This window comes from Pseudomonas sp. O39, assembly GCF_045447295.1.
In the GTDB taxonomy this organism is placed as follows: domain Bacteria; phylum Pseudomonadota; class Gammaproteobacteria; order Pseudomonadales; family Pseudomonadaceae; genus Aquipseudomonas; species Aquipseudomonas antarctica_A.
The window spans coordinates 81,823-104,565 of sequence record NZ_JBJGXV010000019.1 but is presented as its reverse complement, the minus strand read 5'-3'; the positions used below and the strand labels follow the sequence as shown (position 1 = coordinate 104,565).

21 protein-coding genes are annotated in these 22,743 nt (G+C 59.6%); 10 read left to right on the top strand and 11 right to left on the bottom strand.

The window, feature by feature from the left end:
• The first annotated feature begins 48 nt into the window (after window positions 1–48).
• The 7 genes from ACI77D_RS21770 (at window position 49) to ACI77D_RS21740 (ending at window position 7,912) form a co-directional block, all read left to right on the top strand.
• Window positions 49–1,707 carry a Na/Pi cotransporter family protein gene (locus tag ACI77D_RS21770; RefSeq protein WP_064450068.1) on the top strand — a complete coding sequence of 553 codons (1,659 nt, stop codon included), beginning with the start codon at window positions 49–51 and terminating at the stop codon, window positions 1,705–1,707.
• Window positions 1,708–1,876: 169 nt separating this feature from the next.
• Complete coding sequence (locus tag ACI77D_RS21765; protein ID WP_221296004.1) at window positions 1,877–3,259, top strand: pitrilysin family protein; 1,383 nt, start codon at window positions 1,877–1,879, stop codon at window positions 3,257–3,259.
• A gap of 70 nt (window positions 3,260–3,329) precedes the next feature.
• Window positions 3,330–4,361, top strand: a complete 1,032-nt coding sequence (locus ACI77D_RS21760; protein ID WP_221296003.1) for a DUF5924 family protein — start codon at window positions 3,330–3,332, stop codon at window positions 4,359–4,361.
• A 54-nt stretch (window positions 4,362–4,415) separates the two neighbouring features.
• Entirely contained in the window at window positions 4,416–5,564 is a 1,149-nt protein-coding gene (locus ACI77D_RS21755; RefSeq protein WP_407017461.1) for an MlaE family lipid ABC transporter permease subunit, read from the top strand.
• Window positions 5,561–6,364: an ABC transporter ATP-binding protein gene (locus ACI77D_RS21750; RefSeq protein ID WP_407017460.1), complete on the top strand. Its 804-nt coding sequence runs from the start codon at window positions 5,561–5,563 to the stop codon at window positions 6,362–6,364. Before ACI77D_RS21755 ends, ACI77D_RS21750 begins: the two co-directional genes overlap by 4 nt.
• Before the next feature lies 1 nt (window position 6,365).
• The gene (locus tag ACI77D_RS21745) at window positions 6,366–7,304 is read left to right on the top strand and encodes an MlaD family protein (protein ID WP_053253687.1); all 939 of its coding nucleotides are present in this window, start codon (window positions 6,366–6,368) and stop codon (window positions 7,302–7,304) included.
• Window positions 7,301–7,912 carry an ABC-type transport auxiliary lipoprotein family protein gene (locus ACI77D_RS21740; protein WP_407017459.1) on the top strand — a complete coding sequence of 204 codons (612 nt, stop codon included), beginning with the start codon at window positions 7,301–7,303 and terminating at the stop codon, window positions 7,910–7,912. Before ACI77D_RS21745 ends, ACI77D_RS21740 begins: the two co-directional genes overlap by 4 nt.
• Window positions 7,913–8,006: 94 nt before the next feature.
• On the opposite strand, the gene ACI77D_RS21735 is transcribed toward ACI77D_RS21740, so the two are convergent.
• The 5 genes from ACI77D_RS21735 to ACI77D_RS21715 all read right to left on the bottom strand — a co-directional run bounded on the left by ACI77D_RS21735 (window position 8,007) and on the right by ACI77D_RS21715 (window position 12,395).
• Window positions 8,007–9,236: a nucleoside recognition domain-containing protein gene (locus ACI77D_RS21735; protein ID WP_064450062.1), complete on the bottom strand. Its 1,230-nt coding sequence runs from the start codon at window positions 9,234–9,236 to the stop codon at window positions 8,007–8,009.
• A 96-nt stretch (window positions 9,237–9,332) separates the two neighbouring features.
• A complete protein-coding gene (gene gltP, locus ACI77D_RS21730) occupies window positions 9,333–10,664 on the bottom strand; it encodes a glutamate/aspartate:proton symporter GltP (RefSeq protein WP_064450061.1) in 1,332 nt (443 codons plus the stop codon).
• Window positions 10,665–11,394: 730 nt separating this feature from the next.
• Complete coding sequence (locus ACI77D_RS21725; protein WP_064450060.1) at window positions 11,395–11,862, bottom strand: inhibitor of vertebrate lysozyme family protein; 468 nt, start codon at window positions 11,860–11,862, stop codon at window positions 11,395–11,397.
• A 2-nt stretch (window positions 11,863–11,864) separates the two neighbouring features.
• Entirely contained in the window at window positions 11,865–12,029 is a 165-nt protein-coding gene (locus tag ACI77D_RS21720) for a DUF1328 domain-containing protein (protein WP_003170804.1), read from the bottom strand.
• Between the two features lie 78 nt (window positions 12,030–12,107).
• Window positions 12,108–12,395: a hypothetical protein gene (locus ACI77D_RS21715; protein ID WP_064450059.1), complete on the bottom strand. Its 288-nt coding sequence runs from the start codon at window positions 12,393–12,395 to the stop codon at window positions 12,108–12,110.
• A gap of 390 nt (window positions 12,396–12,785) precedes the next feature.
• Between ACI77D_RS21715 and algB the strand changes: the two genes are divergently transcribed.
• Window positions 12,786–14,132, top strand: a complete 1,347-nt coding sequence (gene algB / locus ACI77D_RS21710) for a sigma-54-dependent response regulator transcription factor AlgB (RefSeq protein ID WP_053253681.1) — start codon at window positions 12,786–12,788, stop codon at window positions 14,130–14,132.
• Between the two features lie 10 nt (window positions 14,133–14,142).
• Window positions 14,143–15,930 (top strand): KinB sensor domain-containing domain, encoded by a 1,788-nt coding sequence (locus tag ACI77D_RS21705; protein ID WP_407017458.1) that lies wholly within the window; start codon window positions 14,143–14,145, stop codon window positions 15,928–15,930.
• Between the two features lie 193 nt (window positions 15,931–16,123).
• On the opposite strand, the gene ACI77D_RS21700 is transcribed toward ACI77D_RS21705, so the two are convergent.
• From ACI77D_RS21700 to ACI77D_RS21675, 6 genes are all read right to left on the bottom strand, one after another.
• Window positions 16,124–16,900 carry an N-acetylmuramoyl-L-alanine amidase gene (locus ACI77D_RS21700; RefSeq protein ID WP_064450057.1) on the bottom strand — a complete coding sequence of 259 codons (777 nt, stop codon included), beginning with the start codon at window positions 16,898–16,900 and terminating at the stop codon, window positions 16,124–16,126.
• Window positions 16,901–16,998: 98 nt separating this feature from the next.
• A complete protein-coding gene (locus ACI77D_RS21695; RefSeq protein ID WP_221296001.1) occupies window positions 16,999–19,059 on the bottom strand; it encodes a GGDEF domain-containing protein in 2,061 nt (686 codons plus the stop codon).
• Window positions 19,056–19,934, bottom strand: coding sequence for an endonuclease/exonuclease/phosphatase family protein (locus ACI77D_RS21690; protein WP_064450055.1), 879 nt, complete (start codon window positions 19,932–19,934; stop codon window positions 19,056–19,058). Before ACI77D_RS21690 ends, ACI77D_RS21695 begins: the two co-directional genes overlap by 4 nt.
• A gap of 10 nt (window positions 19,935–19,944) precedes the next feature.
• Window positions 19,945–20,580: a thiol:disulfide interchange protein DsbA/DsbL gene (locus tag ACI77D_RS21685; RefSeq protein WP_128591137.1), complete on the bottom strand. Its 636-nt coding sequence runs from the start codon at window positions 20,578–20,580 to the stop codon at window positions 19,945–19,947.
• A 169-nt stretch (window positions 20,581–20,749) separates the two neighbouring features.
• Window positions 20,750–21,355 carry a cytochrome c4 gene (locus ACI77D_RS21680; RefSeq protein ID WP_064450053.1) on the bottom strand — a complete coding sequence of 202 codons (606 nt, stop codon included), beginning with the start codon at window positions 21,353–21,355 and terminating at the stop codon, window positions 20,750–20,752.
• Window positions 21,356–21,388: 33 nt separating this feature from the next.
• Window positions 21,389–21,691 (bottom strand): cytochrome c5 family protein, encoded by a 303-nt coding sequence (locus ACI77D_RS21675; RefSeq protein ID WP_221296000.1) that lies wholly within the window; start codon window positions 21,689–21,691, stop codon window positions 21,389–21,391.
• 192 nt (window positions 21,692–21,883) lie between these two features.
• Here ACI77D_RS21675 and yihA point away from each other — a divergent pair, with 192 nt between their 5' ends.
• Complete coding sequence (yihA, locus tag ACI77D_RS21670) at window positions 21,884–22,525, top strand: ribosome biogenesis GTP-binding protein YihA/YsxC (RefSeq protein WP_407017457.1); 642 nt, start codon at window positions 21,884–21,886, stop codon at window positions 22,523–22,525.
• Window positions 22,526–22,743: the final 218 nt, after the last annotated feature.

The following is a 22,743-nucleotide window of genomic DNA, read 5'->3' as shown; positions in this document are numbered from 1 at the left end:
CAACTTTCCTTCGCCCCAATTGGGGCGCACCCACACGGGGGGCCGAGCATGCTGACCTTGCTCAATCTGCTTTCCGCCGTGACCCTGCTTATCTGGGGCACGCACATTGTCCGTACCGGCATCTTGCGGGTCTACGGTTCCAACTTGCGCCAAGTCATCGGGCAGAACATGTCCAAGCGCTGGCTGGCGTTTGTCGCCGGTATTCTGGTGACGGCCATGGTGCAGAGCAGCAACGCCACGGCAATGCTGGTGACCTCGTTTGTCGGCCAGGGCCTGATGGGCCTCACACCCGCGCTTGCGACCATGCTTGGCGCCGACGTCGGTACGGCATTGATGGCGCGTGTGCTGACCTTCGACTTGTCCTGGCTGTCACCGCTGCTGATCTTTCTGGGGGTGATTTTCTTCCTGTCGCGCAAACAGACGCGAGCAGGCCAGATGGGACGGGTCGGGATCGGCCTGGGCCTGATCATTCTCGCCCTGCAACTGATCGTCGAAGCTGCCGGGCCGATTACCCATGCCCAAGGCGTCAAAGTCATCTTTGCCTCGCTGACTGGCGACATCTTGCTGGACGCCTTGGTCGGCGCGTTGTTCGCAATGATTTCCTACTCCAGCCTGGCCGCCGTATTGCTCACGGCAACGTTAGCCGGCGCCGGTGTGATCGGCCTGCACGTGGCCATCGGCCTGGTGATCGGCGCCAACATCGGCAGTGGCGTGCTGGCCTTCCTCAGCACCAGCATGCAGAACGCCGCAGGTCGCCAGGTTGCCTTGGGCAGCCTGCTGTACAAACTGATCGGCCTGCTGCTGATCATCCCCGTACTCGACCCGCTCGTGCGCTGGATGGACGGTTTGGACTACAGCGCCCAAGGCATGGTCATCACCTTCCATCTGCTCTACAACACCAGCCGCTGCCTGATCCTGCTGCCGAGCATTAGCCCGATGGCACGTCTGTGCGCCTGGTTACTGCCGGAACAAGCAGAGGTCAACGGCAAAGCCAAGCCGCGCCACCTGGACTTGGCCTCACTTGCCACACCAAGCCTGGCCTTGGCCAACGCCGCCCGCGAAACCCTGCGCTTGGGCGACTTGATCGACAACATGCTCACCGCCATGCTCGAAGTGCTGCGCGGCAAGCAAACGGCGATTACCCAGGAAATGCGCAGTCTCAGCGATGATGTCGAGGCACTCTACAGCGCGATCAAGCTCTACCTCGCGCAAATGCCCCGCGAAGACCTCAGTGAACAAGACAGCCGCCGTTGGGCCGAGATCATCGAGCTATCAATCAACCTGAAACTGGCTGGCGACCTGATCGAGCGCATGCTGCGCAAGGTCCAGCAGCAGAAAACCTCGCAGCGTCGCCAGTTTTCTGAAGTGGGCCTGGAAGAACTGGCCGGCCTGCATACGCAACTGATTGCCAACCTGCGTCTGGGCCTGTCGGTGTTCCTGAGTGCCGACCCCGAAAGCGCCCGCCAATTGCTGCGCGAGAAGCGCCGCTTTCGCGCCCAGGAACGCCGCCTGGCGCATGCTCACGTCAGCCGCCTGCAACGCAAAATCGTACAGAGCCTGGAGACCAGCTCCTTGCACTTGGAGCTGATTGCCGACATGAAGCGTCTCAACTCACTGTTCTGCAGCAGCGCCTATGTGGTGCTCGAAACCTCCGACACCGGTGCACTCTCCGCTGAAGATATTGCCGACATCACCCATTCGCCCTGAACGTACGGGCGGCTGCACAGTCAGTAAAAAATGGACTTAAAACCAAACCGGCAATGTGGGAGCGGGCTTACTCGCGAAAAAAGTGGTGCGCCAGTCGACGATTCGGCCGACTGAACCACCGCCTTCACGAGCAAGCCCGCTCCCACAATCATTCGCCAGGAAGCTTGTTATGCGTCGCCTGTTATTCGCCTGCCTGTTGTTGGGCTCTGCACACGCCTTCGCCTTTGATCGTCTGCAAGTCGAGGGCTACACCCTGCCCAACGGCCTGCAATTGCTGCTCAAACCGGGCACCGAGCGCGGGCATGTGGCCATCCGCCTGGTCGTAGGCGTGGGTTTGGATGATTTCCGTTGTGATGAAAAGGAGCTGCCGCACCTGCTCGAACACCTATTGTTCAGCGGCATAGACGGCGGCGGCGAAGGCGACCTGGAAGACCGCATGCAGGCCCTCGGCGGTGAGTGGAACGCCTACACCAGCAACGCCGACACCACCTTTGTGATCGAAGCGCCCGCACAAAACCAGCGCAAGGTGCTGGACTTGCTACTCGCGATCATCACCCGCACTGAACTGTCCGATGCCAACATCAAAGCGGCCAAGCAGGTGGTCGAACGCGAAGATGGCGGCCACTACTCACACCTGCAACGCCTGCTCGACCGCCAGGACCTTGGCCACACTGCCAGCAACCAACTGGCCGTCGAACTGGGGCTTAAATGCGCCGAACGTGCGCAAGTCGACCACTTGACCCGCGATCAATTGGAGTCCCTGCGCAAAAATTGGTACGCGCCCAACAACATGACCCTGATCATCGTCGGCGACCTCGACAAACTGCTGCCGGCCTACCTGGAACGCACCTATGGCCAACTCGACCCGGTCGAGCCGAGTGAGCATCTGCCGCTCCCGGAAATCCAGCAGGCCGCCGCCAGCCACCGGGATCTTGTCCACGGCTGGGTCGGTGACAGTGCCAAGCTGCACTGGCTGTTCCCCGAACCGGTACTCGACGATCAACATGATGAAACCTACGACTTGCTCAAGGACTACCTGGACTGGGCGCTCTACCGTCAACTGCGCCTCAAGCACGGTTTATCCTACGGTCCGTGGAGCGAGCGAGAAGTGCTCGGCGGCGTCGGTTTCCTGAGCCTGAATGCCGACCTTGAGCGGGACAACCTGCCCGAAGCCGAACAGGTGCTCCAAAATCTCAAGGCGCAACTGCTCAAAGACGGCCTCGACCCGACGACATTCGCCCGCCTGCAGCAAGCCGCCATCGCCCGCCAGGCCTGGGCAGTGCAAGGCAACAGCGCCCTGGCCGACTATTACTGGAGTGCCTCGGGCGACTACAACAACGGCCATTTCAGTGACCCGGTGAAGCGCATCAAGGCCGTGACCCTGGCACAGACCAATCAGGCGATGCGCCAGGTGTTCGACCAACCGGGCTATTGGCGCGTGGAAAAACCGCTGCTGAGCTATGACACCCTGGCCTGGATCGGCGTCGGTGCGCTTGCGCTGATCGCCAGCGGGTTGATCGGCGTTCGGCTTTATCGCAAACGGATCGCGTAATGAAGCACCGAGCCCAGGCCTAAGACGTTATTCTGTCCGGGTTTTTTCCTACACCCACTGTGAACCGCCCATGCCAAACCTGCCGCCCCTAATCCAGCGCATTCTCGTACTGATCAAGCGCTATCCAGGGGTGATCGCACTCGGCGGTTTTATCTCGGGTGTGTGCAGCTTCATTCTGGTGGATCGTCAGCAAGGCATGGCCAGTTGGATCGCGGTGATCATGCTGGTGAGCTGGCTGTGGCTGATGCTGGAAAACAGCTTTACCCAACTGTTCGCCAAAGTCTTCAAGCGCGAAATCCCCGAACCGCTGCTGCGCTATGCCACCCAGATGATCCACCAGGAAAGTCTGTTTTTTGTGTTGCCGTTCTTTTTCGTCACAACCAGCTGGAACAGTGGCCAATCGATTTTCACCGGCCTGCTCGGTGCGGCGGCACTCGTGTCGATTACCGACCCGCTGTACTACAAGTGGCTGGCGCCCAAACGCTCGCTGTTCCTGGCGCTGCACACCCTGACTCTGTTCGCCGCGCTGCTCACCGCGCTGCCGATCATCCTGCACCTGACCACCGCCGAGAGTTACAAGCTCGCGCTGGGCGTCGCCATGGCATTGTCGATTCCAAGCCTGGCCGCAAGCCTGCCGCTGCGCAGTATCAAAGGCTGGGCGATGCTGCTGGGAGTCACGGCCGCCATTGGCTGCGCCGGTTGGTTCCTGCGCAGCTGGGTACCGCCGGCCACGTTATGGATGACCGAAGTCGCGATCAGCACCCAGCTGCAAGACCGCACGCCGGGCGACGACCTCAAGGAAGTCAGCGCCGCCCAACTGCGCAGTGGCGGGCTGTACGCCTATACCGCGATCAACGCACCGCGCGGGCTGGATGAGCGGATTTACCATGTGTGGAAATTCAACGGCCAAGAGGTCGACCGCATCGCCCTGGATATCCACGGTGGCCGCAAGGAAGGCTACCGCGCCTGGACCCACAAGCAGAACTTCCCGGCCGATTCGGTAGGGCGCTGGCAGGTGCGGGTGTTGACGGAAGACGGGCAGGTCATCGGTGTGCTGCGCTTCAAAGTCACTGACACAGCACAAACGGACACGCCAAAGTAGGCCGTATCGTGCTATTACGTAGGGATTGTGGATAGCCAAACAAGCTCGGAGCTTATGACCACTCGTACGACGGCCGGCGCAGCCCATCTCGATTCGTCTACCGTTCCCCCGTTACTCAGGATTACAGGGGACTGGACGCTTGCCCACTATGCAAACCTGAAGAAGCTGTCGGACAAACTCGACGGCCAATACGACGCCGGTGCCCGTATTGACCTCAATGGCCTCGGTGCCCTGGACACCGCCGGCGCGTCGCTGTTGGTCGAGTTGCTGGGACCGGACCGCATCGAGCAATCTGCCGAGCAAACCGACTGCAGCCTGTCCGCCCCCGACCGCGCACTGCTCAAGACCGTCTACCGTTCCCTGAATGATTTTTGTGTGCCGGACAAGGCGCCCGAAGAAACCGCCGGTATCCAGGTGCTGGCACGCATCGGCCGCGCGGTGCACACCGTCTGGCAGGACAGCAATCAGCTGCTGGGCTTTATCGGGGTAATCCTCGAAACCCTCGCTCGCGGCATCTTCCGCCCCAAGCGCTGGCGCATCACGCCGATGGTCGCGCATATCGAACAAACCGGCCTCGACGCCGCGCCCATCGTGGCGCTACTGACGTTTCTGGTCGGCGCGGTAGTCGCGTTTCTCGGCGCCACAGTACTCAAGAGTTTCGGCGCGACCATTTTCACCGTGGACTTGGTGGCGTTTTCTTTCCTACGTGAATTTGGCGTATTGCTCACCGCCATCCTGATCGCCGGTCGTACCGCCAGCGCCTTTACCGCGCAAATCGGCTCAATGAAAGCCAACGAAGAAATCGACGCCATCCGTACCCTGGGCCTGGACCCGATGGAGCTGCTGGTTCTGCCACGCGTGATGGCGCTGCTGGTGTCGCTGCCGATGCTGACCTTCCTGGCGATGCTCTCGGGGATTATCGGCGGCGGGGTGGTGTGCGCTGTCGCGCTGGATATTTCGCCGGCCATGTTTCTCTCGCTGTTGCAATCGGACATCGGCGTACAGCATTTCCTGGTGGGCATGGTGAAAGCCCCCTTCTTCGCCTTCCTGATCGCGGCGATTGGCTGCCTCGAAGGTTTCAAAGTCAGCGGCAGTGCCGAGTCGGTCGGCGCCCACACCACCTCCAGCGTGGTGCAATCGATCTTTGTGGTAATTGTGCTGGATGCGGTCGCCGCGCTGTTCTTCATGGAGATGGGCTGGTGAGTCGTCTACACCGTGCGCCGTGCGAGGCGGTGATCGAAGTGCGCGGCCTGTGCAACCGCTTTGGCAGCCAGAGCGTGCACGAGAACCTCGATCTGGATTTGTATAAAGGCGAGATCCTCGCGGTGGTCGGCGGCTCCGGCAGCGGCAAGTCCGTGCTGTTGCGCAGCATCGTCGGCCTGCGCCGCCCCAGCGAAGGCGAAATACGGGTGTTCGGCAAGAACCTGCCAAGCCTGTCGGAACATGAACGCTCGTTGGTGGAACGGCGCTTTGGCGTGCTGTTTCAGAAGGGCGCGCTGTTTTCCTCGCTGACGGTCACCGAAAACGTCGCCCTGCCATTGATTGAGCACGCGGGCCTCAGCCGTGCCGACGCCGAACACCTGGCCGCCGTCAAACTGGCATTGGCCGGGCTACCTCTTTCGGCTGCCGACAAGTACCCGGCGTCACTCTCCGGCGGCATGATCAAGCGCGCGGCCTTGGCACGAGCCTTGGCGTTGGACCCGGACATCCTGTTCCTCGACGAACCCACCGCCGGCCTCGATCCGATTGGCGCAGCGCAGTTCGACCAACTGATCCTGACCCTGCGTGATGCGCTGGGCCTGAGCGTATTCCTGGTCACCCACGACCTCGACACGCTGTACACCATCACCGACCGCGTGGCCGTGCTGGCGCAGAAGAAAGTGCTGGTGGCAGGCGCCATCGATGTTGTCTCGGAAACGAACGACGCCTGGATTCACGAATATTTCCACGGCCCCCGTGGCCGTGCGGCATTGGCTGCCGCTCAATCGCTCAACGAGGTATGACATGGAAACCCGAGCCCATCATGTGATGATCGGTCTGTTTAGCGTGATCGTGGTGGTCGGCGCAATGCTGTTCGGCCTGTGGCTGGCCAAGTCCAGCGTCGACAGCGCCTTCCAGGAATATGAGGTGGTGTTCAACGAGGCGGTCAGCGGCCTGTCCCAGGGCAGCTCGGTGCAATACAGCGGGATCAAGGTGGGCGACGTCACCAGCCTGCGTCTGGACCCGAAAGACCCGCGCCGTGTTCTCGCACGCATTCGCCTGGCCGGGCAAACGCCGATCAAGGAAGACACCCAGGCCAAACTGGCACTGACCGGTATCACCGGCACCTCGATCATCCAGCTCAGCGGCGGTACCCCGCAAAGCCCCGAACTCAAGGGCAAGGACGGCAACCTGCCGGAAATCATCGCGTCGCCATCGCCGATCGCGCGCCTGCTCAATAACAGCAACGACCTGATGACCAGCATCAACCTGCTGCTGCACAACGCCAACCACATGTTCTCCCGGGAGAACGTCGAGCGCCTGAGCAATACGCTGGACAACCTGCAGCAGACCACCGGCGCCATCGCTGAACAGCGCGGCGATATCAAGGTGGTGATGCAGCAACTGATGCAAGTGAGCAAACAGGCGACTGCCGCGCTGGAGCAAACCACCGTGCTGATGCGCAATGCCAATGGCCTGCTCAACGAGCAAGGCAAGCAGGCCTTCGGCAGCGCCGAGCAGGCAATGAAGTCCCTGGAGCAAAGCACCGCGACCATCAACACCTTGCTGACCAACAACAAGGACTCGGTGAACAGCGGCATGCAGGGCCTCAACGAATTGGCACCCGCCGTGCGCGAACTGCGCGAAACCTTGGGTTCGCTGCGCGCCATCTCCCGCCGCCTCGAAGCCAACCCCAGCGGTTACCTGCTGGGCAGCGACAAGAACAAGGAGTTCACGCCATGAAGCGTGCTTACCAAATGATCGCCCCTCTGGCCCTGGCCCTCATCAGCGCGTGCTCGATCTTGCCCAAGCCGGACCCGTCGGACGTATACCGCCTGGCTTCAGCACAAACGAGCAGCCAAGGCACGCCGGTCAGTTGGTCGCTGCGCGTGTCAAAGCCGCAGAGCAGCGAGTTTCTCGACAGCCCGCGCATTGCCGTGGTGCCCAACGGTGACCTGATCAGCAGCTATACGAACTCACGCTGGAGCGACCCGACCCCGGTGTTGCTGCGCAATCGATTCATGGACGGTTTCCAGCGCGATGGGCGGGTAACGCTGCTGAGCACCGACGAGACCAACCTGCAGGCCGACTACGAGCTGGGCGGCCAGTTGCAGGTGTTTCAGAGTGAATACAGGGGTAATCAGGTGGACGTGGTGATTCGACTTGACGCGCGATTGGTGCGCGGGAGTGATCAGCGGATTATTGCCAGCCGCCGCTTTGAGGTGAGGCAGGCTGCGAGTGATACCAAGGTGCCGGCGGTGGTGGCAGCGTTTGGGCAGGCGGGTGATCAGTTGAATAAGCAGGTGGTGGATTGGGTGGTGCAGCAGGGCAATACTGCTGCGAAACGCTGAGGGCCTCATCGCAGGCAAGCCAGCTCCCACATTTTGATGTGTAAATACATTCAAACAGGTGGGAGCTGGCTTGCCTGCGATAGCAATCTAAGCCTTAACCAAAGAACCAGTAGCACACCGAAATCGCCGCCACGACGCCAGCAAACTCCGCCAGCAACGCACACCCCACCGCATGCCGCGCCCGCTGTATCCCCACCGAACCGAAGTACACTGCCAACACATAAAAGGTGGTTTCCGTACTGCCTTGAATCGTCGCCGCCACCAGTGCCGGGAAGCTGTCCACGCCCTTGGTTTGCATGGTCTCGATCAACAGCGCCCGTGCGGCACTGCCGGAAAACGGCTTGACCATCGCAGTCGGCAGCGCGTCGACAAAGCGCGTGTCCATCCCGCTCCAGGCCACCACATGGCGAATCCCCTCCAGGCCGAAATCCAACGCCCCGGAGGCGCGCAACACACCCACGGCACACAGCATCGCCACCAGGTACGGCAGCAGGTTCTTGGCAACGTCGAAGCCCTCTTTGGCGCCTTCGACAAAGGCCTCGTAGACCTTCACCTTGCGCAGTGCGCCGATCACCAGGAACAGCATGATCAACCCAAACAGCGTGAGGTTGCCGAGTATCGAAGAAAGGCCGGCCAGGGCCGTGGCGGACAGGGTCGCCAGCAGCGCCATAAAGCCGCCCAGCACCAGTGCGCCGGGAATCAGGTAGGCCAGCACCACCGGGTCCCACAGACGCAGGCGTTGCATCACCGCCACCGAGAGCAGGCCGACCAAGGTCGAGGCACTGGTCGCCAACAGGATCGGCAGGAACACTAACGTCGGGTCCGCAGCACCTTGCTGGGCGCGGTACATGAAGATCGTCACCGGCAACAGCGTCAGCGAGGAGGCGTTAAGCACCAGGAACAGAATCTGCGCGTTGCTCGCAACGTTCGGGATCGGGTTGAGTTCCTGCAACGCCTTCATGGCTTTCAGGCCGATAGGCGTAGCGGCGTTGTCCAGGCCCAGACCGTTGGCGGCGAAGTTGAGGGTGATCAAGCCGATAGCCGGGTGGCCAGCGGGCACCTCAGGCATCAGGCGGCGAAACAGCGGCCCGAGGGCCCTGGCCAGCCAATCGACGATCCCAGCCTTTTCGGCGATACGCAAAAAGCCCAGCCATAAGGTCAGGGTGCCGAACAGCAGCACCATCACTTCCACCGACAATTTGGCCATGGCGAAAATGCTTTCGACCATCGCCGCAAAAATCCCGGCATTACCGCCAACCAGCCACTGCACCAGTGCTGACACCATTGCCACGACAAAGAAGCCAAGCCACAGGCCATTGAGCATCAGTTGAATCCCCCGAAAGATGGAGCGAATGATAACGGGGCTGGCAGAAACGACAAACCCCGGATTTCCCGGGGTTTGTTTCAAATCACTCGCGCATCAGCCGCGGCTGGCCTCGCCGGCCGGCAGCGCTTCTTTGCTGCGCCAGTGTGGCAGGGAGTTCCAGTAGCGCTCGCCCTTGGCGTCATCGTACATGCCTTCCCAACGGGAGATGACCAGTACGGCCAAGGCATTACCGATCACGTTCAGTGCGGTACGCGCCATGTCCATCACACGGTCGACACCGGCGATGAACGCCAAGCCTTCCAGCGGAATGCCCACGCTGCCCAATGTGGCCAGCAGTACCACGAAGGATACGCCCGGCACGCCGGCGATACCTTTGGAGGTGACCATCAGGGTCAGCACCAGCATCAGCTGCTGGCCGATCGACAGGTCGATGCCATACAGCTGGGCGATAAAGATGGCGGCGATGCTCTGGTACAGGGTCGAACCGTCGAGGTTAAACGAGTAGCCGGTCGGCACCACGAAGCTGCAGATGGCCTTTGGCGCACCGTACGCCTCCATCTTCTCGATCACGCGAGGCAACACGGTTTCGGAGCTGGCAGTGGAGTAGGCCAGTACCAATTCGTCTTTGAAGATGCGCATCAACTTGATGATCGAGAAGCCAAACAGGCGTGCGATCGAGCCCAGTACCGCAAAGGCGAAGAACAGGATGGCCACGTAAACCAGGATCACCAGCTTGGCCAGCGGCAGCAAGGAGGCGAAGCCGAAATTGGCAACGGTCACCGCGATCAGGGCAAATACACCGATCGGGGCGTACTTCATGATCATGTGGGTGACTTTGAACATGCTCTCCGACACGCCCTGGAACATGGTCACCAGCGGCTCGCGCAGCTCAGGCTTGAGGCTCGACAACCCCAGGCCGAACAGCACCGAGAAGAAGATGATCGGCAACATGTCGCCGCGGGCGACCGCCGCAAAAATGTTCGACGGGATCAGGTTGAGGATCGTCTCGATGAACGCATGCTCATGCTGCACTTCGGCGGCGGTGGCGGTGTATTTGGAGATGTCGACGGTACCCAGGGTACTCATGTCGATGCCGGCGCCCGGGTGGAACAGGTTGGCAAGCAGCAGGCCGACCACAATAGCGATGGTGGTGACCACTTCGAAGTAAAGGATGGTTTTGACACCGATTCGGCCGAGCTTCTTCGCGTCCCCCACACCGGCGATGCCCACGATCAGCGAGGAAATCACAATCGGGATCACGATCATCTTGATCAGACGAATAAAGATATCGCCCGCTGGCTGCAACACATTGCTGATCCACCAGGCTTTTTCAGCACTGAAATGGTTGAGCACTGCACCGATTGCGATCCCCAACACCAAACCGATGAGGATCTGCCAGGCGAGGCTTAGCTTTGCCTTCTTCATGTCATTACCCTTACTTCAAGTGGACTTAAGGCAAATGCGCCATCTGGAACGCTCGGAAGCGAAAAAGTGTGTGCATCTGCCTCCGTAGAAGGTCACCGCAGCGTGGCCGAAATGGCTTACTGGCAGGCGAAAAAAGGCGCAACTATTCCCATGCAAGGGAGCGACGTCTAATGCCGTAAACGCCTACCCTATGCCGAATCGGCATGGCTTTTTTTGAAAATAACTGTCCGAACGGTCAGTTCAAATACGCCATTTAAGCAGGTTAATATGCCGTGGACCGGCCAATACAGGCTCGCTCAGAGATGTTGGACGACTTCAAGTCACTGGCAAAAATGCCTGGGATTTGATGAGCTTGGCGTCGGAGAAGTCCTATAGCGTGAGCAAAATTTTCTAGATAGAAGGTCGCTCCGACACACCAAGTAATGGTTGGGAGGAGGCAGAAAAGAAAATAGCGGCTATGGACGACATAGAAGATGGGTAATGAGAGTCATAAGCCCGCCGCAAGTTCAGCAAGCTTGAGGACTTGTGAACTTGCGTCGCAGCTTTTCACCTGACCCGGCCCTTGCGCAGGCACTCCCTGTACCCGTAGGTCACGCCGATCTCGATTGATCAGAGCAACCCGGCCCCCTGGTCATGCATCGCCCTTGGCGAGCGATACAAGAGGAAAGAAACAAAGTGGCTTCTTTCCATGGACGCCAGCTCCGCAGACGACAGATGCGTCAGACGGAACCTAGTACCAATTCGGATCTTTCTTAAGCTGCTCCATCAGCAGCTTCTGCATGCCTTCATTCGGCTTACCGAGGAAACGGTAGTCGGCGTGCCGTGTCGGTGACTTGTCTGCCGGCAGACCTGCCGGGACCTGTACCAACATGGCGTAGGCATGTTTCTTGTTGTAGCTGAACGCAACGACCAAGCGCTTGTTCAGGCACGTGTCTGCTGTCTCGCAGAGCGGCCCGACCAGGTACTTGTCGCCATCTTCTTCCACAGCATTCATTTGTTCGGCCGTACCGGAGAGGTTCATTACCCATTCCGGCAGACGCTCTTCTTTCTTCACAACGCCTTGCCAGGTCTCACGAAACTGTGGATCGGCGCTCAGCAATTCGTTGGCCCGGGTCTGACCGTCATTGGCGGCCATTACCAAACCGCTGCCGCCCAAGAGCAGGGCGGCAGCTATAGCTTTGAGAGACAGAGTGGTCATTTTCAGCCTCGGCCGCGACGACCAAAGAAGAACGAAGCGATGAACATCACCAGGAAGACCACAAACAGAATTTTTGCGATACCCGTGGCAGTGCCCGCGATGCCACCGAAGCCCAGGACTGCAGCCACAATGGCGATGATCAGAAATGTGATTGCCCAACTCAACATGGTGATTCTCCTTACGCTTTTATAGGGGTAACAGCGGTAGTGCCGTGCAGCCGCTCAACTCAAGCGACCTTGTGTTGCCTAGAACACCCAACGTTCCTGAGCTGGCAATTCACCCAGGGTGGAATCCTGGTCAGCCACTCTCAATTGCGGGGCGGTTACGTCGGCGGTAGCGCTGCCAACGGAACGGAAATGGGTTTGAGTCATGAGCGGACGTTCAAATTGCGGGGTTTGTTGCTGACTCTGCTGCCAATGCTGCAGCTGCTGGCCGGCGATCAACGTGACCATCAAGGCCAGGCTGGCGAACAGACCTTGCTGCAAGCGCACTGGCGATACACGCAATTGGCTGCTGAGGCTTTGGCGAGTCATGCTGCATTTCTCCCGCATTCTGATTATTCGTTCATGACGCTGTCAGGAGAGGTATTGCAGGGTGCATGCCAGATTTTTTACAAAATAATACTCAATAAAATCAACACGTTATGAATGCATCAAGGTTATGGAAGCCAGCATCCTGCACGATGCCTCTGTCCAGGCCGTGCGAAATGCACGACCGCCAATGGTCGGATCAACGGATCGAAAGCAGTTGGGGAGTTGCCGAAGTGGCAAGAAGGCATGAAAACGCTATCAATCGGCGTGTTTGTAGGAGAGCGTGAAGATACCTGCGCGAAGACGCCGTTTATCAATCAGAATAAACCATGCAACTTGCCCGATTATTCCGGGACTAAACAGCATCATTCATAGTTAAGGAGCGCGGGACAGATGGAATCAGCCAAGGAACTTCAAGGCCGCATTCTTTTAGTGGATGACGAATCCGCGATCCTTCGCACCTTCCGTTACTGCCTGGAAGATGAAGGCTACAACGTAGCGACTGCCAACAGCGCCGCCCAAGCCGATGCCCTGATGCAACGCCAGGTGTTTGACCTGTGCTTCCTGGATTTGCGTCTGGGTGAAGATAACGGCCTGGATGTATTGGCCCAGATGCGTATCCAGGCACCGTGGATGCGCGTGGTGATTGTCACCGCGCATTCCGCCGTAGACACCGCAGTCGATGCGATCCAGGCCGGCGCCGCCGACTACTTGGTCAAACCGTGCAGCCCAGACCAATTACGGCTGGCCACCGCCAAGCAGTTGGAAGTGCGCCAACTGTCCGCACGCCTGGAAGCACTGGAAGGCGAAGTACGCCAGCCCAAGGACGGGCTCGACTCCCACAGCCCGGCGATGATGGTGGTACTGGAAACCGCACGCCAAGTCGCGGGCACGGACGCCAATATCCTGATTCTGGGCGAGTCCGGCACCGGTAAAGGTGAGTTGGCGCGGGCCATTCATGGCTGGAGCAAACGTTCGAAAAAATCCTGCGTTACTATCAACTGCCCGTCATTGACGGCGGAATTGATGGAAAGCGAGTTGTTCGGCCACAGCCGCGGCGCGTTTACCGGTGCCAGTGAGAGCACGTTGGGCCGAGTCAACCAGGCCGACGGTGGCACGCTGTTTCTCGACGAAATCGGCGACTTCCCGCTCACCTTGCAGCCAAAATTGCTGCGTTTTATCCAGGACAAGGAATATGAGCGCGTAGGCGACCCGGTCACCCGGCGCGCTGATGTGCGCATCCTGGCGGCCACCAACCTGAACCTGGAAGACATGGTGCGCGACGGCCGCTTCCGGGAAGACTTGCTCTACCGCCTCAATGTCATCACTTTGCACCTGCCGCCGCTGCGTGAACGCAGTGAGGACATCCTGACCCTTGCCGACCGCTTCCTGGCACGCTTCGTCAAGGAATACGCCCGACCGGCACGCGGTTTCAGCGACAGCGCGCGTGAAGCCCTGCTCAACTACCGATGGCCAGGCAATATTCGCGAACTGCGTAACGTGGTGGAACGCGCCAGCATCATCTGCCCACAGGAAAAGGTTGAAATCAGCCACCTTGGGATGGCCGAACAACCGACCAACAATGCCCCGCGTATCGGCGCCGCGCTGAGCCTGGATGAGCTGGAGAAAGCGCATATCGGTGCAGTACTCGCCACCAGCGACACCTTGGATCAAGCGGCCCGCACCCTCGGTATCGACGCGTCGACCCTTTATCGCAAACGTAAACAGTACAATTTATGAGCTGTACCTTATGAAGCTTGCGATGAAACTGCGCACTCGGCTATTCCTGAGCATCTCAGCGCTGATCACCGTCGCCCTGCTGGGACTGGTACTGGGACTGGTCAGCGTCATGCAAATGGCCAAGAGCCAGGAGTCGTTGATTCGCAGCAATTTCATTACTCTGGACCTGGGCCTCAAGCTGCGCCAGAGCTTGGGCGACCAGTTGATCCTGATGCTGGAGGATCAACCGGACCCCGCCGCCCTGCAAACCTCGAAACAGCAATATTTCGCCCTGCTGGATCAAGGTATAGCCCACGAACAGCAAGACGGCAGACCCAGCGGGTTCAGCCAGGCACGCGTCGACTACCTGAACTTCCTCAAGGCGTTCGACGAGGCCCACCAAAGCTCGCTGGCAAACAATAAAAACCAAAAACTGACCGAAACCTTCAATGTATTGCGCAACGGCCTGATCGCCGAACACAAACAAGCGTTGGAGAATATCAACACCAGCGAACACAAATCGCGAGATCGTGCATTGCTGATCGCCGGCCTTTTGGGGTTGGTTGGCCTCGCGGTATTGATCATCGGCTTTGTCACTGCCCACGGCATCGCACGGCGGTTTGGCGGGCCGATCGAAGCCTTGGCCAAAGCCGCCGACAAGATCGGGCAAGGCGATTTCGAAGTGACGCTGCCCATCTCGTCTGCAGCGGAAATGAACCAGCTGACGCGCCGCTTTGGCATCATGGCAGAGGCGCTGCGCCAGCATCAGGCGACCAATGTCGACGAATTGCTGGCCGGCCAGCAGCGCCTGCAAGCGGTGCTCGACAGCATCGACGATGGCCTACTGATGATCGACCGCCAAGGCTGCCTGGAACACCTCAACCCTGTGGCGCAGCGCCAATTGGGCTGGGACGAGGCGCGCTTAGGCCAGGGGCTGGGCGAAGCACTGGGCCGCCCGGAAATGGATGAACAACTTCAGTTGGTCCTGCGTGGCGGCAACCTCGAGCGGGCGCCGGAAGACCTGGAAGTCGAAGTCGAAGGCGAATTACGCCTGCTGACCTATAGCCTGACACCCGTCAGCCATACCCAAGGCCACATTCTTGGCGCGGTGATGGTGCTGCATGACGTCACTGAACAGCGCGCCTTCGAACGGGTGCGTAGCGAATTCGTGTTGCGCGCCTCCCACGAGTTGCGCACACCGGTGACCGGCATGCACATGGCCTTCGGGCTGTTCCGCGAACGGGCAAAGTTCCCTGCGGAGTCTCGTGAAGCGGACCTGCTGGATACGGTCAATGAAGAGATGCAGCGCCTGATGCAGCTTATCAATGACCTGCTCAACTTTTCACGCTACCAGAACGGCCTGCAAAAGCTCACGCTCGGGCCATGTGATGTCACCGACCTGCTGGAGCACGCACGGGCTCGATTCACTGAGCCAGCGAATGCACAGAACATCGAGTTATTGGTGGAGGCCCAAGCAGAATTGCCCAGGCTGTATGCCGACCAGGCTCAGTTGGAGCGAGTGCTCGATAACCTTTTAGGCAACGCTTTGCGGCACACCGCAGAGGGTGGCCAGATTCGTCTGCAGGCGCGCCGTCATGGCGAACGGGTGATTATCAGCGTCGAAGATAACGGCGAGGGTATTGCTTACGGCCAACAAGGGCGGATCTTCGAGCCCTTCGTGCAGGTGGGCCGCAAGAAAGGCGGCGCCGGCCTGGGGTTGGCACTCTGCAAAGAGATCGTGCAATTGCACGGCGGCCGCATGGGCGTGTATTCGCGGCCGGGGCAAGGCACACAGTTCTACATGGCGCTGCCGCTGTAATCTGGCTGCTCGGGTTGCCTTGTCACAGCGACACGGACCTGAAAGACCACAATCAAACCTTCGACGCACATGTGAAAAATGTGGGAGCGGGCTTGCTCGCGAAGGCGATTTCAAAGCCAACATTGCTGCCGCCTGACATTCCGCTTCCACAAGCAAACCCGTCCCGATCCCACGTTGGAATCGGTTTACACGCTTAGCTGCGGTTCAACGCACGCAGGATCGCGGCGCTTTCGGCATCCGGCGTACCATCGAACAGTGATGGACGGAAGTGCATCTGGAAGGCCGCGATCACATGCCGCGTAGCTACATCCAGCTCACCCGTCTGCGGCGTTTGGTAGCCGAGTCGTGCCAGCTCTTCCTGGAACCAGGTAATACTCGGCAGGGCAGCGGCGTACTGCTGCTGGAATCGGGCGACTGCCTGCGCGTCCGGCCACATCCCCAAACCTTCAGCGGCTAGACGCTTCCACGGGAACAGCGGGCCCGGGTCGAGCTTGCGCAGCGGCGCGATGTCGCTGTGGCCGATAATATTCCTGGGGTTGATGCCATTGCGCTTGCTGATGTCCTTGAGCAACACGACCAGCGACTGCACCTGCGCTTCGGAGTACGGATACCACACGCGACCCGTCGGCGTGTCGCGATACCCTGGGTTGACGATCTCGATGCCAATGGAGCTGGAGTTGAGCCAAGTGCGCCCCGTCCACTCGCTTTCCCCAGCGTGCCAGGCGCGCTGGCTCTCATCCACCAGCTTGAAGATGGTGCCTGAGGCGTCGTCGCCAATCAGGTAATGGCTACTGACCTGGCCGTGCGTCAACAGCGCCAGGGAGCGTTCAAGGTTGGTGGCCGTGTAGTGAACAATGACGAACTGCACGCGGTTATCGTGGTTCATCGAAGGGTGGTTGGTGTCCAGGCGCGGGCCGCTGGCGCAGCCGGCGAGGAGGAGAAACACAAAAGCGACGTACAAGGATTTCATGGCAAAGGCATTACACTGAAGACGATAATGCAACAGTGTAACGTACCGTTTAAGGCCCGGCGGCCAAATCCGGGCTTTTAAACAAAATGGAACATTTTTTACGCCGCCTGTACCCGGTTACGTCCGGCAGCCTTGGCCCGGTAAAGCGCCTCATCGGCGCGCTTGAGCGCCAAGTCACTGCGCTCACCTGGCTGAAACTGCGCCAGGCCCATGGACATCGTGATCGTCACCGGCTCGCCCTTGAAGTGGAACGGGCACGCTTCAATCGCTGCGCGCAGCCCTTCGCCCACGGCCAAGGCATCCTCCAAGGCGGAGTCAGGCATCAGCAACACAAACTCCTCACCGCCGAAGCGCGCGATAAAGTCGTTGGGGCGCAGGTTTTTGCGCAACACATTGGCGATGATTTTCAGCACCTTGTCACCCGCCAGGTGACCGTAGCCGTCGTTGATACGCTTGAAGTGGTCAAGATCCAGCATGGCCAGTGACAGGCTATTGCCGCGCTGGTGCCAGGTATTCACTTCATGGTCAAGGCGCTCACTCCATGCAGCACGATTGGGCAGGCCGGTGAGCGGATCGATCAAGGCCTTCTGGCGTTGTACCTCCAAATGCTCGCGATAGCCCTGGGCCTCCTGTTCCATGTTTGCAACCCGCTCAGCCAAGCCCTTCAGCCGCGCCGCGACCTCCTGCTCGCGCTGGTCACGCTGCTGCTGGTGTTCGTCCATAGTGCCGAGCAAGCCTTCAAGATGGCTTTCCAGCACTTGCTTGAGGCTGTCCAGGTCGGCCGCGTCCTGCACGCTGCTTTGCAGGCCGTCGACCTGCTCACGGATCTGCGTATCCAGTTCCCGCGCGGCCGAGCGGCTGTCCGCGTGGCCATCACTGGCCACCTGCAGATGACCCTGGAATGCCTCGAGGCGCTCGTTGAGCTGCTTGAGGTAGGCTTCGAACTCATGCTGGCCGCTGTCGGTAATCGCCAGCATCAGAACCGCCAGGTCATCAAGGATCGGCAGCAACTCGTACCAGTTCAAGCCGTGGGCCAGGCGTTCGCGCATGGCTTCGGCTTGGGGCCGGTGGCGCTCGGGCAGTGACAGATCATCCAGCAAGCCGAGCAAGGTGCCTTCGATATGACTGGCGACCGAGCTATAGGACGGCTCGGGCGAATCGGGCAGCGCGTAAACGCCGTCCGATTGCAGCGTATCCGGGTCAGGCTCCGGGCTTTCCTGCACCGGAGGTAGCGACAGGCTGCCGATGGAGGTTTCGTCCGGGGTATCGACCAGAACCTGAGGGACCTCGATAAACGCGGCGAGTGCGCTCTCGGGAACGACTTCCTCTGCTTCGGGTTCAGGTGCTGCGGCAGGCAGAAGGGTGGGTTCCGCTGGCGCCGGGGCCTCAAAGACAAACGTTTCGGCGGCAACCTCTGCGGCTTTAACAGGCGTGATCGGTTCAGGCTGCGTAGCGACCGGGGTCTGCGGCAACGGCGCGAAGGCGCGCAAGGCGTGTGTCAGTTCTTCGGATTGCGCAGGTTCCTGAGGCTCAGGTTTGGGCGCGGCGGGGACGGGGGCGGGTTTCGGCGCAGCCAGCTCCGGTGTAGGCAGTGGCGTAGCTTGGGCCACCGGCACTTCATTCGAAACATCCTTCGCGCCAAATAGACGTTGCAGCAGGCCCGGCCCAGTGCGCGTGGTTTCGCCGTCCGGCTCCAGGTTATTCAGCGCCTGCTCTTGCAGGCTGCTCAGCTCACTGAGCAACAGCGGGATCTCACGCGCCTGCCCGACCCGACCCTCCAGCTGCTTGGCGAAGGTTTTCAGCGGGCGGGCCACCTCACGCGGCAGTGGCAACTTCTGTAACTGCATGACCAGGGCGGTGAGCGCGGTGCTGATCTGGTCGACCCGGGTTTCGCGGCGCTGCTCCGAGTCGAGCACGGCTTTTTCCAGGCGCGGCAACAACGCGGCGAGAGCGGCGTCCATGTCGTCCGTACGCACGACGTCGCGCATCTCTTTCATGCATTGATCAACCGCGCGGTCGGTCCCTTCAGCCGCCAGCGTGCTGCGCACCAGCCCTCGCCGCAGCAGGTCAAGGCGGGCGGCCCAGCGACGTTCGAGCTTGTCTTGCTGCTCGACGCCTTTCAGGTATTTCTCTTTCCAGCGCTGGGCGTCGTCGCTCATGCAAGGGGTCCGCGAGGGCTGGGGCTCAACGCGGGTAATGCATCAGCCGTGAGCGAACCCGGCAGACGAATCTCTACCGCGACCGGCAGGTGATCGGAGATGGGCTGCGCCAGCACCTGCACGCTTTCAAGCGTAAGGGTCGGGCTAAGCAGGATATGGTCCAGGCAACGCTGCGGGCGCCAACTGGGAAACGTGGCTTCGACTTGCGGCGCCAGTAACCCGAGGTCACGCAACGGAGAATTCTGCAACAGGTCATTGGCATGGGTATTCATGTCACCCATCAGTACCTGATGCTTATAGTTGCCAATCATTTCACGCACGTAGGCAAGCTGCAGGTTGCGCGCACGCCCCCCGAGCGCCAGGTGCATCATTACCACCACCAAGGCTTCCGGGCCTTCGCCGAATCGCACGAGGATCGCCCCACGGCCCTTGGGGCCTGGTAATGGGTGATCTTCGATAGCGGTCGGTTTCAGGCGACTCAGCACGCCATTGCTGTGCTGCGCCAGGCGCCCTAGATTGCGGTTGAGTTGCTGGTACCAGTAGGGGAACGCGCCAAGTTGAGCCAAGTGTTCCACTTGGTTGATGTAGCCAGAGCGCATGCTGCCGCCGTCAGCTTCCTGCAGGGCGACCAAGTCGAAGTCGTTCAGCAGGTTGCCGATCTTTTGCAGGTTAACCGCACGCCCGTTATGCGGCAGCAGGTGCTGCCAGCCCCGGGTGAGGTAGTGCCGGTACTTCTCGGTGCTGATGCCCACCTGGATATTGAAGCTGAGCAGGCGCAAGCGGCTGTCTGCCGGCAGGCCTGTGGACTCCAGGTGATGTTCGTTGACCTGCGCATCATGCAGGCCAACGACACGTTCAGTACCCCAGCGGCGCATGGTGGGCCCCTTACTTGGCTGCGCGCTCTTTGGCGATCAGTTGGTCAGCAACATTGAGTGTCTGTTCAGGACCACCGGTCGTGCCCAGGTCGAAACGGTATTTACCGTTGACGATCATGGTCGGTACGCCTTGCACGCCATACTTCTGGGCCAACTCTTTGTATTGGGCCATTTTGCCTTTGACGGCGAACGAGTTGAAGGTCTCGAGGAACTTGGCTTTGTCGACCCCTTGGGTAGCAACGAAATCAGCCATGTCTTCCGGTTTGGTCAGACGCTTGCCTTCCTTCTGGATAGCATTGAACACGGCGTTATGAACCTTTTGCTCAACGCCCATGGTGTCCAGGGTGATGAAGAGCTGACCATGGGCATCCCATGGGCCACCGAACAGCGCTGGGATGCGCTTGAAGTTCACGTCGGCCGGGAGTTTTTCAGCCCAAGGGTTGATGGTCGGCTCAAAGGCGTAGCAATGCGGGCAGCCATACCAGAACAGCTCCACCACTTCGATCTTGCCAGGCTCCGAAACGGGGACCGGGTTGGCCAGTTCTACATAGGTTTTACCGGCTTCAAGCGGCACGTCGGCAGCTTGGGCGGTCATGCCGAAAAGGCTGGCAGTGACGAGAGCGGCGCTGAGGATCAGATTACGCATGCTTTACTCCTGTACAAATAAAGTCGCCTCACGCGACCTTTAGTTGTGACAGGTCTACGCGGGCATGAGTTCGTTAGTGTAACGGCACCGGCCACAAAAAAGGGCGGCCTAAGCCACCCTTTTTATGCTTGCATCGATAGATTAATCGAGCGTTAACGTACTGCCTGGATCAGTGCAGGCCCTGAATGTACTGGGAAACTGCTTCGATATCCTTGTTACTCAACTTGCCGGCAATGCTTTGCATGATTTTGGTATCGCCGTCGTTGGTGCGATTACCCTCACGGAAGTCCGTCAGTTGCTTGGTGATGTACTGGGCATGCTGGCCGCTCAGGTGCGGAAAACCTGCAGCGGCAAGGCCGGCGCCATTAGGCGAATGGCAGCCGAGGCAGGAAGGCATGCCTTTTTCCAGGTTGCCACCACGGAACAGTTCTTCGCCGTGAGCCACCAGTTTTGGATCGGCAGCTCCCACACTGCCGTGCTGACTGGCAAAATACGCCGCGATGTCTGCTAGGTCCTGATCGCTGAGATTAGTCAGCAAGCCGGTCATTTCGAGCACCGTGCGCTTGCCGTCCTTGATGTCGTGCATCTGCTTGGTCAGGTAACGTTCACCCTGGCCTGCCAGTTTAGGGAAGTTCGGCGCCGGGCTGTTGCCATCCGGTCCGTGGCAAGCACCACACACGGCGGCTTTCGCCTGGCCCGCTGTAGCGTCGCCTGCAGCATGGGCAACACCGGTGATGCCCAAGGTCAACAGCAGACTCACGATCAGTTTGTTCATCAGCTAATCCAACTACGGCTAAGGGTTTAAGAGTTATCTACCGGGTTTACTCACCATCAACTCAATGATGGCCTGGTAATCCTCAGTACTGCAGTCCATGCACAAACCACGCGGCGGCATTGCCTTGAAACCCTGGGTCACGTGTTGCACCAGCGTGTCCATACCCTGCGCCAGTCTAGGCGCCCAAGCTACCTGGTCACCCCGTTTGGGGGCGTTGGGCAGTTGGCCGGCATGGCAAGCCACGCAAACTCGGTTGTACACCGCCTCCGGATCCTGTGTAGCCTGAGCGCCGTAAAACGGCACCAGGACACCAAAAGCGAGCAACCATCGGGTCATACATCGACCTTTTCAGGGTTTGAGAGCGTTTTGCGTTCTAATGCGCAATGAAGGTCTTTCGCTCCCGTGAACTTCATCCTTCGCTGGGACAAAGCACACACAAAATCTGCGGCATTATATACTGGCGCTACTGAAACGGAAACGACACCGCTTGCCGCACCCTTTTTCGGCACCGCCCACATCGGAAATCTCATGCAACTCAAGAATCCCATCCTCGGTCTGTGCCAACAGTCCACATTCATGCTCAGCGCCGCCAAAGTTGACCAATGCCCCGATGACGAAGGCTTTGAAGTCGCCTTTGCCGGTCGTTCCAACGCTGGCAAATCCAGCGCGCTGAACACCCTGACTCACGCCAGCCTGGCGCGCACCTCGAAAACCCCGGGCCGCACGCAACTTCTCAACTTCTTCAAGCTAGACGATGATCGGCGTCTGGTCGACCTGCCGGGCTATGGTTATGCAAAAGTACCTATCCCGTTGAAGCTGCACTGGCAGCGTCACCTGGAGGCTTACCTGGGTGGTCGGGAGAGTTTGAAGGGTTTGATTCTGATGATGGACATCCGTCATCCAATGACCGACTTCGACCTGCTGATGCTCGATTGGGCCGTCGCCAGCGGCATGCCGATGCATATCCTGCTGACCAAGGCCGACAAGCTGACCTACGGTGCCGCCAAGAACACCCTGCTCAAAGTGCAATCCGACATCCGCAAAGGTTGGGGTGATGCGATCACCATCCAGTTGTTCTCTGCGCCTAAGCGGATGGGCCTGGAAGACGCCTACACCGTGCTGGCCGGCTGGATGGAATTGGCCGACAAGAGTGCTGAACTCGCGGAATAACTTTTCTGCGGGCAAAAAAAACCCCGGACTTCGTATGGGGAGGGGAAGTTCGGGGTTCAAGTTCCGGACCGCTAGGGCGGGGTCCAGATATCTGCCAACACTTAACACAACATAGGAGCATTGAAGGGCTTCACCACCCATTCAGTAACTCTGAGTAGCAATTCACGGGTTAAGTTCCGGCAGGTTCAAAAAACTATTGGAAATAGCTGTCGCCGATT

Coding starts and splice junctions, on each gene's coding strand:
- ACI77D_RS21700 (WP_064450057.1), bottom strand. CDS start 16,900: ATGAAATCCTTGTACGTCGCTTTTGTGTTTCTCCTCCTCGCCGGCTGC.
- ACI77D_RS21675 (WP_221296000.1), bottom strand. CDS start 21,691: ATGACCCGATGGTTGCTCGCTTTTGGTGTCCTGGTGCCGTTTTACGGC.
- ACI77D_RS21770 (WP_064450068.1), top strand. CDS start 49: ATGCTGACCTTGCTCAATCTGCTTTCCGCCGTGACCCTGCTTATCTGG.
- gltP (WP_064450061.1), bottom strand. CDS start 10,664: ATGAAGAAGGCAAAGCTAAGCCTCGCCTGGCAGATCCTCATCGGTTTG.
- ACI77D_RS21690 (WP_064450055.1), bottom strand. CDS start 19,934: ATGCGCCGCTGGGGTACTGAACGTGTCGTTGGCCTGCATGATGCGCAG.
- ACI77D_RS21740 (WP_407017459.1), top strand. CDS start 7,301: ATGAAGCGTGCTTACCAAATGATCGCCCCTCTGGCCCTGGCCCTCATC.
- ACI77D_RS21735 (WP_064450062.1), bottom strand. CDS start 9,236: ATGCTCAATGGCCTGTGGCTTGGCTTCTTTGTCGTGGCAATGGTGTCA.
- ACI77D_RS21725 (WP_064450060.1), bottom strand. CDS start 11,862: ATGACCACTCTGTCTCTCAAAGCTATAGCTGCCGCCCTGCTCTTGGGC.
- ACI77D_RS21745 (WP_053253687.1), top strand. CDS start 6,366: ATGGAAACCCGAGCCCATCATGTGATGATCGGTCTGTTTAGCGTGATC.
- ACI77D_RS21715 (WP_064450059.1), bottom strand. CDS start 12,395: ATGACTCGCCAAAGCCTCAGCAGCCAATTGCGTGTATCGCCAGTGCGC.
- yihA (WP_407017457.1), top strand. CDS start 21,884: ATGCAACTCAAGAATCCCATCCTCGGTCTGTGCCAACAGTCCACATTC.
- ACI77D_RS21705 (WP_407017458.1), top strand. CDS start 14,143: ATGAAGCTTGCGATGAAACTGCGCACTCGGCTATTCCTGAGCATCTCA.
- ACI77D_RS21680 (WP_064450053.1), bottom strand. CDS start 21,355: ATGAACAAACTGATCGTGAGTCTGCTGTTGACCTTGGGCATCACCGGT.
- algB (WP_053253681.1), top strand. CDS start 12,786: ATGGAATCAGCCAAGGAACTTCAAGGCCGCATTCTTTTAGTGGATGAC.
- ACI77D_RS21695 (WP_221296001.1), bottom strand. CDS start 19,059: ATGAGCGACGACGCCCAGCGCTGGAAAGAGAAATACCTGAAAGGCGTC.
- ACI77D_RS21765 (WP_221296004.1), top strand. CDS start 1,877: ATGCGTCGCCTGTTATTCGCCTGCCTGTTGTTGGGCTCTGCACACGCC.
- ACI77D_RS21720 (WP_003170804.1), bottom strand. CDS start 12,029: ATGTTGAGTTGGGCAATCACATTTCTGATCATCGCCATTGTGGCTGCA.
- ACI77D_RS21760 (WP_221296003.1), top strand. CDS start 3,330: ATGCCAAACCTGCCGCCCCTAATCCAGCGCATTCTCGTACTGATCAAG.
- ACI77D_RS21755 (WP_407017461.1), top strand. CDS start 4,416: ATGACCACTCGTACGACGGCCGGCGCAGCCCATCTCGATTCGTCTACC.
- ACI77D_RS21685 (WP_128591137.1), bottom strand. CDS start 20,580: ATGCGTAATCTGATCCTCAGCGCCGCTCTCGTCACTGCCAGCCTTTTC.